The sequence below is a fragment of the Flavobacterium sp. GSP6 genome (assembly GCF_003984855.1).
In the GTDB taxonomy this organism is placed as follows: Bacteria; Bacteroidota; Bacteroidia; order Flavobacteriales; family Flavobacteriaceae; genus Flavobacterium.
Genome location: NZ_RYDO01000022.1, coordinates 16,977 through 34,124 on the forward strand (window position 1 = coordinate 16,977; position 17,148 = coordinate 34,124).

Sequence of the window (17,148 nt, forward strand, 5' to 3'; positions counted from 1 at the left end):
TTTGGATCGCCAAAATAATTTCTCCTATCTTTTAAAAGAGAATTAGCCTTTTAGTCCATTTTGGAATTATCCTGAAATTAAGTTTAGAAGATAAAAGAGTACATTTGCAGCCCTAATAATCTACTTAAAACAGCAAAAATGAAAGCAAAAAATTTTATAGTCGTTGCCTTTTTTGGCTTTATTATCATTTCATGTAATGTAATTGATGATTTATTGACCTTTTCGATAGATAATCAAACGACCGTTACCATTCCATCTGGATTTCCAGTGAACACCGCTTTAGAATTAGTTACTCCAGATGTTCCGTCTAATTCTAGTACCGCATTTGAAAATAACAATACAAATGCCGAATTAGTCAAAGATGTAAAATTGAAAGAGATGAAATTGACGGTAACAAATCCTGCTAACAAATCATTTTCATTTTTAAAATCGATACATATTTATATTTCAACAAATGACAGCGACGAGATTGAGCTGGCTTTTTTAGACGATATAAACGCAACATCAAACACGTTGAATTTAACCTGTACCACAGCAAAATTAGACAAATACGTTAAAGCTTCAAGTTTTAAACTACGAACAAAAGCGATAACCAAAGAGGCGATTACTCAAGATATTTCCATAAAAGCGGACATGAAATTTCAAGTTACTGCAGATCCTTTTTAAAAAAAGCTATCAAACTAGTGGCTGACGAAATCCAAAGTGATTGTACCCTGAAATTTCAAATAAGACAAAAAAAGACCTTTGGAATCTCATTTCAAAGGTCTTTTTGTTTTTACAATACAGGATTTATGTCAACTATTCTTTGACCAAAATAATGGTTGCTTTAAAACCTGTTCCCAGATTCCATTGACTTCCTGATATCAAACCTCCTTTATCATTATATACTTTGAATTCAGCAGTATTGGGTCCTGAAGATCCCTGGTTCAACGCTTCAAATTCAATCTTGTTAAATCCTTTTTCTAAGACGATTTCAAATCCTTGAAAATTACTTTCAAGATTCACTTGGTACTGGATCACTTTATCGTTCAGATACACCCTGATCTGATCTCCATCAACGTAGGCCGCATCGCGATACATTACTTTTGCTGTGACAGATCCCGTGGTAAAATTGCCTAAATCTTGGTTTTTTCGATACACCAAACCTTCTGTTTTTTCTTCTTTTTTATTCCATTTGTCTCTATACACATCTCCCGGATTAATAAACTCATTTTTAGGAATCATCGAAAAATTATTTGCCGGCGCTACAGGAGCTGAAGCACTTGGTTTTGGGTTTAATAACTCCGGATTTTTAAACACATTAGGTGTCTTGACTGGTGGAACACTCGCTTTTGGAGGAATTGGTTTTTTAATTTTTGGTGCTATATTTTTAGGGGGAATGGCTTTAAATTTTGAGCTAAATTCGTTTTGGGCATATCCGCTTAGAGACATGCTGATGGTAATCATTAAGAATAAAATCCTTTTCATAACTTTCAAAATTAGGTTTTTTGTACCTGTAAAAATTTAAAAATAAAAAACCTATTGTACTTAATCAAAAATGAAGCACTAATTTAACTTTCATTTATAACTTATAATTTCCGATTTTATTATATTTTGGATACCCAAACACCATAAAAAACCGGTACATAAAAGGAATATTTTAATTACAAAACGGGTGATTTTATTTCGCTTTTTTTTATAACTTGCAAATAGTATGCCATACCAAAGCATCGCCTTCCATAACACTAAACAACCTTTAAACACTACTACAATGAAAAGAGAAAACATACTGACAGGCTCGCCATGGGAAGACAAAATGGGATATTGCCGCGCCGTACGCATTGGCAACTCTATTGAGGTTTCCGGAACTGTCGCACTGGTTGACGGCAAAAAAGTGAAAGCTAATGACGCCTATGCACAAACGCTCAATATTTTAGAACGTGTCGAAAAAGTCCTTGAAGACTTGGATGCAAGTATGAAAGATGTTATCAGAACCCGAATTTTCACTACTGACATTACTACTTTTGAATACGTTGCTAAGGCTCATGCTCAATTTTTTAAAGATATAAAACCTGTCACTGGTTTTTATGAAATCAGCAAATTAGTCGGTCCTGAATATCTAGTTGAAATAGAATTTACAGCAATAGCCCCTGAAAAATCATTAATTCAAGACGGATTATAATACTTTTGCACAAACACTTTGGCTGTTCTACTAATGAGTTTAGAAAAAACGAATAAAATTACGACACTCCTTTTCAAATGGATTTTCATTTGCATTTTAATAGGTATTTTTTCCGGATCGGCATCTGCTTTTTTTCTGGTAGCATTAGAATGGGTAACCCAAACCCGAGACAACAACAACTGGATCATCTGGCTTTTGCCAATAGGCGGCTTGGCAATAGGACTGGGATATTACTATTGGGGGGAATCAGTCGTCAAGGGGAATAATTTATTGTTAAAAGAATACGAAAATCCGCAGCAAATTATTCCATTCAAAATGGCGCCTTTGGTACTTTTTGGCACCTTGATCACCCATCTTTTTGGCGGTTCAGCCGGTCGTGAAGGAACAGCAGTACAAATGGGCGGTGCCATTGCTGATCAGTTCGCAAAACTATTTCAGCTTGACGTTTCCGAAAGAAAAACAATCCTCATTCTGGGAATCAGCGCAGGATTTGCTTCCATTTTTGGCACCCCTTTAGCCGGAGCCTTATTTGCTTTGGAAGTTGTTTTTTTTAGTAAAATCAATTTAAAAAGCATCCTATTATCGTTTTTTGTTGCCTATATCGCTTATTTCACCGTGGAACTTTGGCAGGTACAACACACGCATTATGCTATTCCTTTTGTCCCTTCAATTACTTTCATTACCTTATTCTGGGTAGTTCTCGTGAGTATTTTGTTTGGCTTGGTCGCCATGCTTTTCTCCAGAAGCACACACTTTTGGGGTCGGTTATTTTCTAAAACCATATCGTTTCCGCCTCTTCGTCCTTTTGTGGGAGGATGTTTCATTGCATTAGCCGTCTATTTTATTGGAACTACAAAATACATTGGCCTTGGAGTTCCTATGATTATTGAGGCATTTTCGAGTCCAAATGCTTGTTATGATTTCCTACTAAAAATACTCTTTACGGGATTTACGCTGGGAGCAGGATTTAAAGGGGGCGAGGTAACCCCGCTATTTTTTGTTGGCGCTACTTTAGGAAGTGCCTTATCGCTGGTTGTGCCATTGCCAATTGCCCTTTTGGCAGGCATGGGGTTTGTGGCTGTTTTTTCCGGAGCCACCCATACACCTATTGCTTGCACGGTCATGGGAATGGAAATTTTTGGTGTTGAAAGCGGTATTTTTATTGGTCTAGCGTGCTGCATCGCTTACTTTACATCCGGTTCCGTGGGGATTTACAACGCCCAAATTGTAAAAGGAGCAAAATACCATTTGTACCAAAAATTAAAAAGAAGCAACACCTACTTTTTATAACCCTCTAAAAGTTTGTTATTTGTATAAATGATTTCAACATTACAGTAAAAAAATGTAATTTCGCAATCTATGAAAATACAAGACATTCAAGCGATACAGTTGTTATTAGCAACTCCTAAAAAGATTGCCATAATCCCACACCGAGGCCCTGATGGCGATGCCATGGGTTCTACCCTGGCTTTATATCATTTTTTATTAAAAAACAAACACCATCCCGTTGTTGTTTCTCCCAATGAATTTCCAGATTTTCTGGCTTGGATGCCGGGCTCTGAAACGATTAAAATATTTGAAAAAGACAAACAAAATTGCACAAAAATCCTTGAAGAAGCCGATCTGATTTTTACCTTAGATTTTAATGCCTTGCACCGCGCCGGCGATATGGAGCAGGTTTTATGCCAGCTAAAGGCGCCCTTCATCATGATTGACCACCATCAAAAACCGGATGATTATGCCGCGATCACCTACTCTGATACGGCCTTTGGATCAACTTGTGAAATGGTATACAACTTCATTTTATTCCTTGGAAAAAAGCAAGATATCGACAAGACTATCGGAACCTGCATTTATACTGGAATCCTAACCGATTCCGGTTCTTTTCGTTTTCCAAAAACAACTGGAACAACCCATAAGATTGTGGCTGAATTAATCGATTTAGGCGTTGAGAACACAGAAATCCCAAGCTTATTATTTGACAACAGCTCCTTTGGACGTTTGCAAATACTAGGAAGAGCGCTCCAAAACATGAAAGTACTTCCGGAACATAAAACAGCCTACACGACTCTTAGCCAGGACGAATTAAATTCGTTTGATTATGTAAAAGGCGATACAGAAGGTATTGTAAACTACGGATTAAGCATCAAGGGAATCATTTTTACAGCTATCTTTATAGAAAATAGAGAAGAAAAAATCATCAAAATTTCATTCCGTTCCCAAGGCGATTTTGATGTGAATCAATTTGCAAGAGACCATTTTAATGGTGGCGGACATCGCAATGCAGCCGGAGGGAAATCAGAAACATCAATGACAGAAACTATCAAAAAATTCGAAGATTTAGTAACAACGCTAAAAGTATAATCCATGTTAAAATTCAGTACGCCTATTGCACTGGTCTTTTTTTTGATTCTGGTTATGTCAAGCTGCAAGCAGCATCAGGAGGCGCGCAGACCCCTTTCGCAAGCTTCGGGAAGTTTCATGAAAAAATCAATTCAACGCAACAAAAAACTGGTGGCCACCGAAGAAGATAAAATTGAGGCTTTAATCAAAAGCGACCCAAAGATAAAATACCTTGCCTCAAAAAAAGGATATTGGTACACCTATCAAACCCGGAATGAAACGGATACGCTTACGCCAAAAAAAGGAGATGTAGCCTTTTTTGATTACGAGATAAAAGATTTAAAGGGAGCTATCATTTATTCTGAAGTAGAGCTAAGACCTCAAGTCTATTATGTTGACAAACAAAATATTATGATGGGATTGCGAGACGGCATCAAACTAATGCGTAAAAACGAGAAAGTTACCTTTCTTTTTCCATCAAATATGGGGTACGGTTACCATGGTGATGACAAAAAAATTGGCACCAACCAGCCCTTAATCTGCACGGTTACGCTGCGTGACTTTAAATCGGAAGCAACTTATAAAAAAGAGAACGAAGCACCAGTAAAAACAGTTGTACTCCCAGCTCCCAGCAAACAACAAGTACCGCCCACCAGTACACCTAAAGACACTATAAACCAATAAAAATAAAGTTAGAAATGAAAAAAAAGATCGTACTCGCATTCCTGGCAATTGCCTCATTTTACTCCTGTAAAGAAGAACACAGCGATCTTCCAGACGGTTTATACGCTAAAATTGAAACCAATAAAGGGGACATCATCGTACAATTAAATTTTGAAAAGGCCCCTATTACAGTAGCAAATTATGTGGCATTAGCAGAAGGGAAAAATGATTATGTGACCAATGAAAATCTTAAAAAAAGACCTTTTTTTGATGGTTTAAAATTCCATCGTGTCATCAATGACTTCATGATACAAACCGGAGATCCGCTAGGAACGGGTTCTGGTGATACCGGCTACAAGTTCAAAGATGAATTTACTGATTTGCAATTTGATAAAGAAGGTGTTCTGGCTATGGCCAATAACGGCCCGGCCACCAACAGCAGTCAGTTTTTTATCACGCATCTTGCTACACCTTGGCTAGATGGCAAACACACTATTTTTGGTCATGTAGTCGAAAAAGGGATGGAGGTCGTGAACAAAATTCAACAAAACGATTACATCAATACAGTTACCATTATCAGAAATGGAGAAGCGGCTAAAAAATTTAACGCAGTAAAAATATTCAATGATTATTTTGCTGTAGAAAATAAAAATCAAAAGGAAAAAGCAGCTGTAGATACTGAAAACAAGCGAGTTTACAACGAGAAATACAAAGAAGTCCGCGAACAAAAAGTAGCTTATTTTGCCGAATTGAAAGCCAAAGCAACAAAAACCAAAACAGGACTGCAATACGTGATCACCAAAAAAAGCGGGGGTAAAAAACCTGCTATTGGTACTGGCATCTTCATTCATTACGCCGGTTTTCTTGAAAATGCTGAATTATTTGATGCTAGTATCGAAAGTATTGCCCAAACTTTTGGAAAATACGATGAAAACAGAGCCGCTCAAAACGGCTACCAACCCATCCCTTTCCAAGCTGGTAAAAAAGATGGCATGATTCCTGGTTTCATTGAAGGCATCGAAAAATTATCGTTTGGAGACAAAGCCGTGATTTTTATTCCATCCCAATTGGGATATGGGGCAGCTGGAGCCGGAGGTGTGATTCCGCCTAATGCCAACATCATTTTTGAAATTGAATTATTAGAAAAAATGCCTCAATAATAGTAAGAAAATAAGCCTTTAAATTAGTACACTATGAAATTTAAAATTCTGGTTTTATTGTTTCTGGGAATGGTCAATGTACATTCCCAAACGGTCAAGAAATCTATTCCTGCCAAAAAACCGGTGACAACAGCAAAAGCAATTGTAAAAAAACCGGTGAAACCTGCGGTAAAAGCTCCGGTAGTTATTGAGGGAATTTTTGCAACAATTGCTACCAACAAAGGAGACATTGTAGTGGAACTAGCCTACCAAAAAGCACCGGTTACCGTTGCGAACTTCATTGCATTGGCAGAAGGTAAAAACACTTTTGTCACTGATGACAAACTAAAAGGAAAACCGTTCTTTGACGCTCTGAAATTTCACCGTGTCATACAAGATTTTATGATACAGACTGGAGATCCTTCCGGCAATGGTTCCGGTGGCCCAGGTTATAGTTTCAAAGATGAATTTACGGACTTGAGACACAACAAAGCCGGTATTCTTTCTATGGCTAATTCTGGACCTGCAACTAATGGAAGCCAGTTTTTTATCACCCATAAAGCAACGCCATGGTTAGATGGTAAGCACTCCGTTTTTGGGCATGTAACCCAAGGAATGGCCATCGTGAACGCTATTGCGCAAAGCGATGTAATTACAAAGATTACTATTGTGAGAAAAGGCGCTTTGGCCAAAAAATTTGATGCGCCAAAAGTATTCGCTGATTATTTCAACAATAAATCCGAAGACCAGAAAAAACAAGACCTGGCAAACGCTGAAAATAAAGCAAAACAAGCTGTTTTTGAAGCGGAAAACAAAGTAAAAAGAGAAGCGCTGGAAGCGGAAGCTAAACGAGTATACATGGAAAAATACGGTGCTGTAGTAACCGCTAAAAAAACCTATTTAGCCGCTGCTAAAGCGACAGCAACCATCACACCTTCCGGATTAGCGTACAAGATAACAGAGAAAGGAACCGGAGTAAAACCTGCTAACGGAGCAACATTTTATTTTCATTACGCAGGCTATTTTGAGGACGGAACCCTATTTGACAGTAGCTATGAAGAAGTCAATCAAGTCTACGGGAAATTTGATGCCAATCGTGCCGCCCAAAACGGATACCGAGCCTTCCCGTTTGAAGCCGGAAAAAAAGACGGCATGATACCCGGATTTATTGAAGGACTTGACAATATGGCTTTTGGCGATAAAGCAGTCATTTTTATTCCATCCAATCTGGCGTATGGCGAGCGAGGTGCCGGAGGCGTTATTCCGCCTAATACAATGCTTGTGTTCGAATTAGAAATGCTGGAAAAACAGCCAACTCCAAAACAATAAAATAAAATATTTGACAATTATAAAACCCGACAATTCTCATCAAAGGAAAACTGTCGGGTTTATTATTTAATCCATTTAGATAAATCTTATTCAGTATGCGGATTTAAACTGGGTTACACTGATTAAAAAATACTTAAAATCCGTTTTTCCTCTGGCATCCGTGTCATCTGCGTGCTATCAGACGTAAACCAACACTATTATTTCTTTGTAAATTTCCAGTCAAATTCATCTTTCTGATTGATAATTGCACCAATTTCAAATTTTACCACCTCATCAAATTCTGTTTGAAAAATGATCCAGTTTTCCTCGTTGAAATAATTTTCGAACGTATCAAACTCTTCCTGAGTAAATTTAGTGATTCCTTTGGTAACCAAATCTTTTTTGACCTCACTAATTTTTCTGTTGATCAATTTGTATCCAAATAATTCCAACTCCGGACTTGATGCGACAATGTACCCCAATTTCAGCTCTTCTTCCTTATAGAATGTCAAGCGCATTTTGAGTTTGTTGTAAGCAAAAATTACATTATCATCCTCATCCTTATAATTGCGGTCTGGTTTCCCGTAAAGCGCCGTAACATCATTTTGTTTCATCCCGAAAAGAAGCTTATCGATGCCGTGTTTTGGATTTATTTTCATACGTAGTCTGTTTTTTTTTTAGTGAATAGAAAAATCAATGTGTATTGCAACAGCTCCTTTTCCAATCCTGATTATGGAACGCAAAGTTCGCAAAGTTTTTATAATGTTTGCCCTTTTTATCATTAAAAACTGAAGACTTTTTAGTAATCTAGCCGAGTATAAAAAAACCAGCTGCCAAACTACAGAGTAGGATCGGTTTTCGGGGCGGCAAAGTGCTCAATTTTTTTTAATCCCCATCGTTAAAACTACAATTTAAGGTTTTGTTTTAATCCAGCGCTGGATTTCTTTCCTGAGATTTCACCCATTTACACCGATTAATTCATCAGGCATCTTTAAAAATCTTTTATCAGCCTATGCTGTGGTACCACTTTTTTTAATACTTGTATCTATATCCTTTTCTTGCTGCTTAATCATTAATGCTGGACTAAAAATGTAATAGATTTGACGGCAGTATTAAAGTCTGTACGGATACCATTCTAAATGATAATCCTATATTATTTTTAGAATCCAAAAGCAAAACACATTGAAGCACATTGTTTTAACTAGCACCTGAACCAATGCGCTATTTTGGAAAGATGACAATAAATGGCTACTTTAGTACCACCAAAAGAAATAGTATGAGCTGGAATGCTAAAATTATTACACATAAAAAAGAGAAAAGAATCGCGGTCTATTTCGAAAAAAATCAAGAATTAATTACTCGAATAAAAACAGTAGCCGGTTCCAGATGGAGCCAATCTTTAGTCGCTTGGCACATTCCAGATACGGAAGAAAATAGAATTCGGTTTAAAATTCCAGCACTTACCTACTCCTTTCCGTCACCTGAAGGCATTGCTCAAATCGAGAAACTCAAGCAATGGATGCGTTCCAAGCGGTATAGCCAAAGTACGGTTGTTACCTATAGTGAAGCTTTGAAATCCTTCTTGGTTTTTTATAACCAAAAACCTATTGCTGAAATTACCAATGAAGATGTAATTGTGTACAATAATGAATACATTTTGAAAAACAATCTTTCGGCTTCGTATCAAAACCAAATTACAAACGCCCTTAAGCTATATTTTAAAACTATACAAAACACCAAAATCGAAATTGACAAAATTCACCGACCAAAACGGGCTAAGGTTTTGCCAAATGTATTGAGCAAAGAAGAGATAAAATTGATTTTGAATGCACACAGCAACATTAAGCACAAAATGATGTTGAGTCTGATTTATAGTTGTGGGTTACGCTGTGGTGAATTATTAGCACTTCGACCCGTTCATATCGATGCTAACCGAAACATAGTTTTGCTAAAAAACGCCAAAGGTCAAAAAGACAGGATTGTGCCATTAAGTCTAAAAATATTAGAAATGCTTCGTGAGTATTATAAAGTTTATAGACCTATATCTTATTTATTTGAAGGACAAATCAAAGGACAACCCTACGATGATAGAAGTTTGCAACAGGTGTTGAAACAAGCTCTTCAAAAAGCTGGGATCACAAAACCAGCCACCTTACATTGGCTCAGACACAGCTACGCAACGCACTTATTAGAAAGTGGCACCGATTTAAGATATATACAAGAATTATTGGGACACAGCAGCAGCAAAACCACCGAAATTTATACTCACGTAAGTACGAAAAGTTTGCAACAAATAAAAAGCCCATTTGATGATTTGTAAGAAATTAATTTATTATATTTGAATCGCAATGCGCTGCTCAATAGCGACAATCTACCCAAAACAGGGTGTATAGTCGCTACTTTATAGCGAGTATAGACAAGTTAGCAAACAGCTTAAACCAAAAATCCGCAGAAAATAAAACGGAAAATAGCAGTTTAATAATGTTACTAAAAACATTAACAGAAAATGTATCCACAAATTACAGAATTAAAAGATTGGCCACAAGAAAAGCCAAAACATACTTATAGAGCAGTTCGGATAATAACAAAAAATGAAAGTCTCCCAAATCTTAAAAAAGTAAAACTTATAAAAGACTTAAAAGACCCGATGAATAAAGGTAGATGTGATTTTGAAAAATCAACGGTAGTTATAAGGCATAGTTTTGGCGGAATTGAACTCGAATTTCTCGAACAAACTCAAGACCTTTTCTTCGGATAGTCCAAATTTAAGAAAATAGTTTTGCATAGATTGTGTAATACAAAGTTCTAAATCATTTTCATCTATCAAAAACTCCTCAAATCTTTCAAAGACTTTCCCGTCAGAGAATTTAACGATAGTTTTAACTTGCGTGTTTAACTTATCACCTAGTTCAATAGAGGCGTAAAAATAGTCAAAAATCATTGGAGGTTTGGCTTCTAAAGAATTTTCAGGAATTGTATCAATAGGCTCTGAAATTGGATTGTATCTAAATTGCATATTTAAGTAATTAAAAAGTTTTTTCCGAAAGTAGTAAAAAGAATTATATTTTAAAAGTAAAATATTAATAAATATAAAGCCGATTTGCTAACAGCTGCTTCAAGATATTTGGGAATTAGGCTTAATTGAAAAACTGTTTTGTATTTGCCAAAAAAGTAATAAAATAATAAATTGGGAAGGCTTTCCCCCAAACATCGTGAAAGCCGCAGAACGTTATGTGTCAGTTGCTACGAAAAAAAATTCGTTGGAAATAACGTAAACCGAAATCCCGAAAAACAGAAATGGAAAAGTTGCTAAATTTTACTCGGAAATTGATTCTCTATATTTGGTTGGCTTTGACAATTATTGTGGCTTTGCTTTTGACAACCAGAATAGTAAATCCAGGAGTTAAAGGAATATCAAATTATGATTTAAAAAGTTATATCGAAATTACTTTATTTTTTGCCGTAATATACTTTGCTTTGAAAGTAATAGCAAAACGAAATGAAAGAAAAGAAACATAATAGAAAATTGAACTTGGAAAATAGAAAAATGGAAAGCGGAAAGTGGAAAGTTGTGGCGGAAAAATGTTGTGAAAAAAATCAATTTTAAATAGAACTTTTTTCTCTTGACGCAACCGAACACATAACAGCCGTTTCTCGCAATTGCGAATTTTGTGGTAAGTTCACGTTTGCGTTTCGCAATAATATTTATCTTTAACAGAAAATAAGAAGTTCCGAAGTTCGCAACTGACGAGAAGCGGCAGAACGTTGGGCGATATATTGCTCAAAAAACTGGAAAAATAAAAAGTGTTACATCTAAAAGATATTTTCGTCTTTTGAAATAAATAAAAACTATGAGAAAAACATTAAGTTTATCAATAATGCTAATTTTAATTTGTAATCTCTCGATTGCTCAAAATTGTAATTGCAAAACAAATTTTGAATGGATGAAGAAAACTTTTGAAGAAAATGATGCGGGTTTTCAATATATAATCGACCTGAAAGGAAAGGAAGCGTATCAAAATAATAATACAATTATTTTACAGAAAATAAAAGCAATAAAGAAAACAGAAGATTGTACAAAAGTATTATCTGAATGGCTAGCTTTCTTTCGTAAAGGCCATTTTGCAATTAAAAAAATAGATAATAATTCTATAAATTCTAAAAAAAGCATAAAAGAAACAAAAAATGAAAATTGGGAAACTTTAAACGTAGATGTTCAAGAGTTTGAAAAATATTTGACTTCAAAAAAAGAAACCGATTTTGAAGGAATATGGGAAACTAGCCTGTACAAGATTGGTATCAAAAAAATTGGAGATTCTTATTTAGGTTTCATCATAGAATCTGGGAATGAATCTTGGAAAAAAGGGCAAATAAAAATCAGGCTTAACGACAAGAACGGAACATTTTATTTAAGAGACAAAAATCCAGAAGATTTTACAAGCCCAAATCTTTTGGGGATAAATTATCTGCAACTTGGGAATTTTACACTAAAAAGATTAAATCCAAAATATGAAACCGAAAAAGATATTGAACAATATCTTACTCTGATGTCGATTGACAAACCTTTTATTGAAGAATTAAATAAAACAACTTTAATTTTCAGAATTCCATCTTTCGATGGCTCACAAAGAAAAATAATTGACAGTGTTATAGCTATAAACAAAGAAAAAATATTAAAAACTGAAAATTTAATAATTGATTTGCGCAATAATGGTGGTGGTGATGATATAAGTTATAAAGAAATATTACCCTTTTTATATACAAATCCAATAAGAGAAGTCGGTGTAGAATTGCTGTCGACTAAACTAAACAATCAAAGAATGTTGGACTTTGTCAACAAACCCGAATTCGGTTTCGATGAAGAAGCTAAAAAATGGTTAAAAGAAAGTTATGATAAATTAGAAAAGCAATTAGGACAATTTGTTAATTTAGATTCAACAACAGTTAGTATTAATAAATTTGATCAAATTTATCCATATCCAAAAAATGTTGGAATAATAATTAACAAAGGTAACGGAAGTACTGCCGAACAATTTTTATTAGCCGCAAAACAATCTAAAAAAGTGAAATTATTTGGTACAACAACATTTGGAGCATTAGACATTTCAAATATGAATTTTGTAAAATCTCCTTGTAATGAATTTGAATTAGGATACTGTTTGTCGAAAAGTTTCAGAATTCCGAATATGACAATTGACAGCAAAGGTATTCAACCTGATTATTATATTGACGAAAGTATCCCAAAATATAAATGGATTGAATATGTGAACGGAATTCTAAATGAAAAATAAATACATCGCCCAACCGCTGTTTTGATATAGTGTGTGATTTAGTGGAATTACCGTTTCGTATCAAGTTTTTGTTAAGCCGAAAATTGAACGGTTACGAACCACACACCATCTCAAAGCAGCATAACGTTGGCAAGCATTTTAAAACCGAAAACACACAGAAAAAGTATATGAAAAAAGGTTGCTTATATTCTTTAGGGATTTCCCTCATTTTACTTTTAGGTTTTATTTACATGCTTCTTCACGCATTTGACCCCGAATATGATAAAGTTGAAATAGAACAGAATATTGGAGGAATATTAATTTGTAATTCTGTTTATAATTCTGATGTTCACGACTGGCAGTATGACATCAATTATGAATATCAGTCAAAAGACAATAAAATATATAAAATTGGAAATGGAACTTACCATACCAGAGAATGGAACAGAAATGAACAATTAAAAAAATACGGTAATTGGTATATCCTAAAAACAGGAGATTGGTACGGAACAGACAAAGTTATAATTGGAAATTTCACATCAAAAAAATGGAAAGATTATGAATTTACTCCAGAGAATATTGAAAAGGAAAAATTGTGGAAAGAATTAAATATTAAAAGTTTAAAAACTTACTTACCATCAGAATGTTTTATAACAAAAATTAACAACGGATTTATCAATGTCAAATACAAATTTAGAATTGACGAAACCAAAACGAAACTTATGGAGGAAACAAACTTAATTTATGAAATTGATAAAGAAAGTGGAAAGCCATATTTGAAAAGCATAAGTAAATAAAAAAACGCCTGCCAACAGCTGTTTTGATATAGCTGGAATTTAGTGGAATTACCGTTTCGCATCAAGTTTTCGTTAAGCCGAAAACTGAGCGGTTACGAACTTCCAGCCATCTCAAAGCAGCGGGACGTTACTGGAGACTTGTGCCGAAATTAAGCAGATGAAAACAATCAGAATATAAGCATTTGTTTCCGCAAGAAGTTTACTAGCAGAAGCGCGAAAATTGGAATTTGCTAACAGAAACTTGAAAAGCGGAAGCGTGAAAATTGGAATCTGCCAACAGAAATCTGAAAAGCAAAAACTTAAAATTTTTTGCGCAGAATTTTAAAACGAAAAGTAAATAATTGAAAATAAAATATTGAAAATTACGAACCGAAAATCACAAACGTGAAAGTTGGAACTTGCCAACAGAAGCGTGAAAAATTTGCGGTTTAACCGTAATTTCGACAAAAACAAGCCTCCAGTAACACACGCTACAAGCAATTTGGGGATTTGGCTTAATGGAAAAATTGGTTTGTATTTGGAAGATTTGGCAAATCCGAAAGATAACGCCGATTTAATCCCAAACTGCTTGTAGCGCGAGAACGTTGGCAGACAGTTAAAAAACGAAAAATGAAGAAGATTCTATTAATAATTACGATTACATTATTACATAATTTATCTTTTGGACAGACAGAAAGTTTGAACTCAAAAAAAGTTACGGAACAATTTGAAACTTTTTATAATCAAAATGAGTATAAAAGTATTTTTGAAATGTTTTCAAGCGAAACTAAAAAAGCACTGCCTTTAGAAAAAATATCTGAATTTTTATCAGGATTAAGCTCTCAAGCAGGAAAAATAGTTAAAAGAGATTTTATAGAATACCAAAAAGGAACTTTTGCATTATATAAAACAGATTTTGAAAAAGGGACTTTCGGCTTATATATTTCAATAGATAATGATTCAAAAATTAATGGAATACTCGTTAAAGCATTCATTGACGAAAGTATACCGAAAATTGAAAGAAACATAACTAAATTACAATTACCATTTACAGAAGAATGGACTGTTGTTTGGGGTGGAGATACTAAAGAATTAAATTATCACGTTGAAAGTGAAATGCAAAAAAATGCTTTTGACATTGTGATTACAGATAAAAAAGGAAATTCATTTAAAACAAATGGAAAAATAAATGAAGATTATTATGCTTTCGGAAAGAAACTATTAGCACCTTGTGATGGAGAAATTGTGAAAATTATAGATGGAATATTTGATAATAAAATTGGAGAAATGAATTCAACTGATATAACTGGAAATACGGTTATCATTAAAACTAAAAATAATGAATATCTTTTTTTCTGCCATTTTAAAAATGGAACATTAAAAGTGAAAGAAGGAGAAAGAGTAAAGCAAGGTCAATTATTAGGTCTTTGTGGAAATTCAGGACATTCTTCAGAACCACATTTACATTTTCATATTCAAAACACAAAAGATATAAATAGCGGAACTGGAATAAAATGTTATTTTGAAAAATTGAAAGTAAACGGAAAAATGAAAGAAGATTATTCACCATTACAAAACGATAAAATATTAGTCCTAAAAAAATAACCGATCTGCCAACACACGCTACAAGCAATTTGGGTTTTAGGCTAAATTTGAAGTTGGCCTTGTATCAGATAAATTTGTGTTTATCCGAAGATTTGGCTTCCTTAATCCCAAACTGCTTGTAGCGCGAGAACGTTGGCATTCATTGTAAAAAAAAAGACTCTGAAAACAAAAAATAGAATTAATATCTTAACATTATTAAAACAAATAAAATATGAAAACTAAAAAAAATGAATTTTTTATTGACACTTACATTGACAAATACCAAAATTTATCTCGAAATGAAAAATTATCAACTAATTTATCAATTGGAATATTATTAGTTCTTTTTTCAATTGGTGCGATTTATAATATAGGAAAGGCATTTGGAGAATTTTTATTTTACTTTAATAATTAAATTTCTCGTAATTTAAATTGAAAACAGTTTGAATTAAAATTAAGTAGTTTGACTTTTAGTTTGTTTTTGCAATCGTAAACCGAATTTATAGTAACAACCTAACTTTATACGGAATTTAGCAAGTTGCGGAAGTGCTCACTTAATCGGAATTGAAAAAAATTGCGGGATAAGACACTGACCGAATTCATTCAAACGCGAAAAAACAAAAAAAACAGAATTAAGCCGAATAATTAAACGTCTGAGTAAAAACAACGAAATGCCAACAGCCATTTTGAGCTAGCTGGAGTTTAGTGGAATCATCGTATCGCATCAAGTTTTCGTTAAGCCGAAAATTTAGCGGTTACGAACTTCCAGCCATCTCAAAGTGGCATAACATTACTGGAGACTTGTGCCGAAATTACGCAGGTAGAAACAATTTGAAAATTAACATTTGTTTCCGCAGAAAATTTATAAAGCAGAAACTTGAAAGTTGGAATTTGACAGCGGAAGCTTGAAAAACAAACAGAAGTGCTAAAATTGGAATCTGACAGCGGAAACCTGAAAAGTTGAAACCTGAAAAAAAGAAGCGCAAAAGTTCTAAACGAACAAATATATGGAATTAAGAAAATTTAGATTTAAGAAAGAATTATTTACAATTGATGGAATAAATAATATTACTGGATTAGTAATTACTTCTGGTCATGGATATGGTTTTAAAACTTATTGTTGCAGAAAGTGTGGAGAAATATTTGTTGCACAGCTTGAATCAGTACAAATTGAAAATATTGAGACATATAAAGAAAATTATTGTCCTAAATGTAACGTTAGATTAAAAGAAAACTTGGTTGAATATCCTGAAAACATTTTTTATGAAAATAGAATATTGAAAAATAATAATGATATTGACAGAACCCATTTTGATAACACTGAAATATTAGAAGCGTATTTATTGAAATAAATATAGCCCTTAAAAAATATATTAACCGTAAATTAGAAGCCTAAAATTGGAGTTTGACAACAGAAACTTGAAAAGTTTAAGGTTTAATTGCTATTTCGACAAAAAAAAGCCTCCAGTAACAACCATTTTGAGCTAGCTGGAGTTTAGTGGAATTATCGTTTCGCATCAAGTTTTCGTTAAGCCGAAAATTAAGAGGTTACGAACTTCCAGCCATCTCAAAGTGGCATAACGTTAGCAACAATAATTTTGGAGACTGCAGAAAAAATGCTACTTTTGATAGTATCAAATGATAGTATCAATGAAACCACCATACGACATAACGCTTAAAATTTTAAAATTGATAAGTTCTATTTCCGAAAAAATTGGAGAAGTAAACGCTAATTATCTAAATAAGCAATCTCCACAACTTCGTAAACAAAATAGAATCAAAACTATACACTCATCTTTACAGATTGAAGGTAATACATTAACTGAGTAGATATTCCGACGAAAGTACACCACCCATTCCGGAGCAAAGTACACCACGATTCCGCAACAAAGTGCGCCATTTAT

17 protein-coding genes and 1 pseudogene are annotated in these 17,148 nt (G+C 34.1%); 15 read left to right on the plus strand and 3 right to left on the minus strand.

Translation table 11 applies throughout. From position 1 onward, the window contains the following. The first annotated feature begins 138 nt into the window (after nucleotides 1-138). Nucleotides 139-666 (plus strand): hypothetical protein, encoded by a 528-nt coding sequence (locus EKM03_RS14475; RefSeq protein ID WP_126563292.1) that lies wholly within the window; start codon nucleotides 139-141, stop codon nucleotides 664-666. Between the two features lie 132 nt (nucleotides 667-798). On the opposite strand, the gene EKM03_RS14480 is transcribed toward EKM03_RS14475, so the two are convergent. Beyond that, a complete protein-coding gene (locus tag EKM03_RS14480) occupies nucleotides 799-1,467 on the minus strand; it encodes a hypothetical protein (RefSeq protein WP_126563293.1) in 669 nt (222 codons plus the stop codon). Nucleotides 1,468-1,750: 283 nt separating this feature from the next. Here EKM03_RS14480 and EKM03_RS14485 point away from each other — a divergent pair, with 283 nt between their 5' ends. The 6 genes from EKM03_RS14485 (at nucleotide 1,751) to EKM03_RS14510 (ending at nucleotide 7,635) form a co-directional block, all read left to right on the plus strand. Then, nucleotides 1,751-2,161, plus strand: a complete 411-nt coding sequence (locus tag EKM03_RS14485) for a RidA family protein (RefSeq protein ID WP_126463247.1) — start codon at nucleotides 1,751-1,753, stop codon at nucleotides 2,159-2,161. Between the two features lie 33 nt (nucleotides 2,162-2,194). Continuing rightward, nucleotides 2,195-3,451 (plus strand): voltage-gated chloride channel family protein, encoded by a 1,257-nt coding sequence (locus EKM03_RS14490; protein ID WP_126740675.1) that lies wholly within the window; start codon nucleotides 2,195-2,197, stop codon nucleotides 3,449-3,451. 69 nt (nucleotides 3,452-3,520) lie between these two features. Then, nucleotides 3,521-4,525, plus strand: a complete 1,005-nt coding sequence (locus EKM03_RS14495; RefSeq protein WP_126740676.1) for a bifunctional oligoribonuclease/PAP phosphatase NrnA — start codon at nucleotides 3,521-3,523, stop codon at nucleotides 4,523-4,525. A 3-nt stretch (nucleotides 4,526-4,528) separates the two neighbouring features. Continuing rightward, the gene (gldI, locus tag EKM03_RS14500; protein WP_126740677.1) at nucleotides 4,529-5,188 is read left to right on the plus strand and encodes a gliding motility-associated peptidyl-prolyl isomerase GldI; all 660 of its coding nucleotides are present in this window, start codon (nucleotides 4,529-4,531) and stop codon (nucleotides 5,186-5,188) included. Between the two features lie 14 nt (nucleotides 5,189-5,202). Continuing rightward, nucleotides 5,203-6,327, plus strand: coding sequence for a peptidylprolyl isomerase (locus tag EKM03_RS14505; protein WP_126740678.1), 1,125 nt, complete (start codon nucleotides 5,203-5,205; stop codon nucleotides 6,325-6,327). Nucleotides 6,328-6,360: 33 nt separating this feature from the next. Next, nucleotides 6,361-7,635, plus strand: a complete 1,275-nt coding sequence (locus EKM03_RS14510; protein WP_126463237.1) for a peptidylprolyl isomerase — start codon at nucleotides 6,361-6,363, stop codon at nucleotides 7,633-7,635. Nucleotides 7,636-7,832: 197 nt separating this feature from the next. On the opposite strand, the gene EKM03_RS14515 is transcribed toward EKM03_RS14510, so the two are convergent. Then, entirely contained in the window at nucleotides 7,833-8,273 is a 441-nt protein-coding gene (locus EKM03_RS14515) for a hypothetical protein (RefSeq protein WP_126463235.1), read from the minus strand. A gap of 617 nt (nucleotides 8,274-8,890) precedes the next feature. On the opposite strand from EKM03_RS14515, the gene EKM03_RS14520 reads away from it, so the two are divergent. Next, entirely contained in the window at nucleotides 8,891-9,934 is a 1,044-nt protein-coding gene (locus tag EKM03_RS14520) for a site-specific integrase (protein WP_126516659.1), read from the plus strand. A gap of 357 nt (nucleotides 9,935-10,291) precedes the next feature. Here EKM03_RS14520 and EKM03_RS14525 read toward each other — a convergent pair whose 3' ends face one another. Continuing rightward, entirely contained in the window at nucleotides 10,292-10,630 is a 339-nt protein-coding gene (locus tag EKM03_RS14525) for a hypothetical protein (RefSeq protein WP_126740679.1), read from the minus strand. A 281-nt stretch (nucleotides 10,631-10,911) separates the two neighbouring features. Between EKM03_RS14525 and EKM03_RS14530 the strand changes: the two genes are divergently transcribed. The 7 genes and pseudogenes from EKM03_RS14530 to EKM03_RS15340 form a co-directional block, all read left to right on the plus strand. Then, complete coding sequence (locus EKM03_RS14530; RefSeq protein WP_126740680.1) at nucleotides 10,912-11,133, plus strand: hypothetical protein; 222 nt, start codon at nucleotides 10,912-10,914, stop codon at nucleotides 11,131-11,133. Between the two features lie 425 nt (nucleotides 11,134-11,558). Continuing rightward, on the plus strand, nucleotides 11,559-12,905 hold the full coding sequence (locus EKM03_RS14535) for a S41 family peptidase (RefSeq protein ID WP_233584110.1): 1,347 nt from the start codon (nucleotides 11,559-11,561) through the stop codon (nucleotides 12,903-12,905). Between the two features lie 167 nt (nucleotides 12,906-13,072). Further along, complete coding sequence (locus EKM03_RS14540) at nucleotides 13,073-13,681, plus strand: hypothetical protein (RefSeq protein ID WP_158616378.1); 609 nt, start codon at nucleotides 13,073-13,075, stop codon at nucleotides 13,679-13,681. A 609-nt stretch (nucleotides 13,682-14,290) separates the two neighbouring features. Further along, nucleotides 14,291-15,265: a peptidoglycan DD-metalloendopeptidase family protein gene (locus EKM03_RS14545; RefSeq protein WP_126740682.1), complete on the plus strand. Its 975-nt coding sequence runs from the start codon at nucleotides 14,291-14,293 to the stop codon at nucleotides 15,263-15,265. Nucleotides 15,266-15,476: 211 nt separating this feature from the next. Beyond that, the gene (locus EKM03_RS14550) at nucleotides 15,477-15,659 is read left to right on the plus strand and encodes a hypothetical protein (RefSeq protein ID WP_126740683.1); all 183 of its coding nucleotides are present in this window, start codon (nucleotides 15,477-15,479) and stop codon (nucleotides 15,657-15,659) included. 592 nt (nucleotides 15,660-16,251) lie between these two features. Continuing rightward, entirely contained in the window at nucleotides 16,252-16,596 is a 345-nt protein-coding gene (locus EKM03_RS14560; protein ID WP_126555390.1) for a hypothetical protein, read from the plus strand. A gap of 298 nt (nucleotides 16,597-16,894) precedes the next feature. Next, nucleotides 16,895-17,071 (plus strand): annotated as a pseudogene (locus tag EKM03_RS15340) (Fic family protein); the annotation flags it as partial. Between the last annotated feature and the right edge of the window lie 77 nt (nucleotides 17,072-17,148).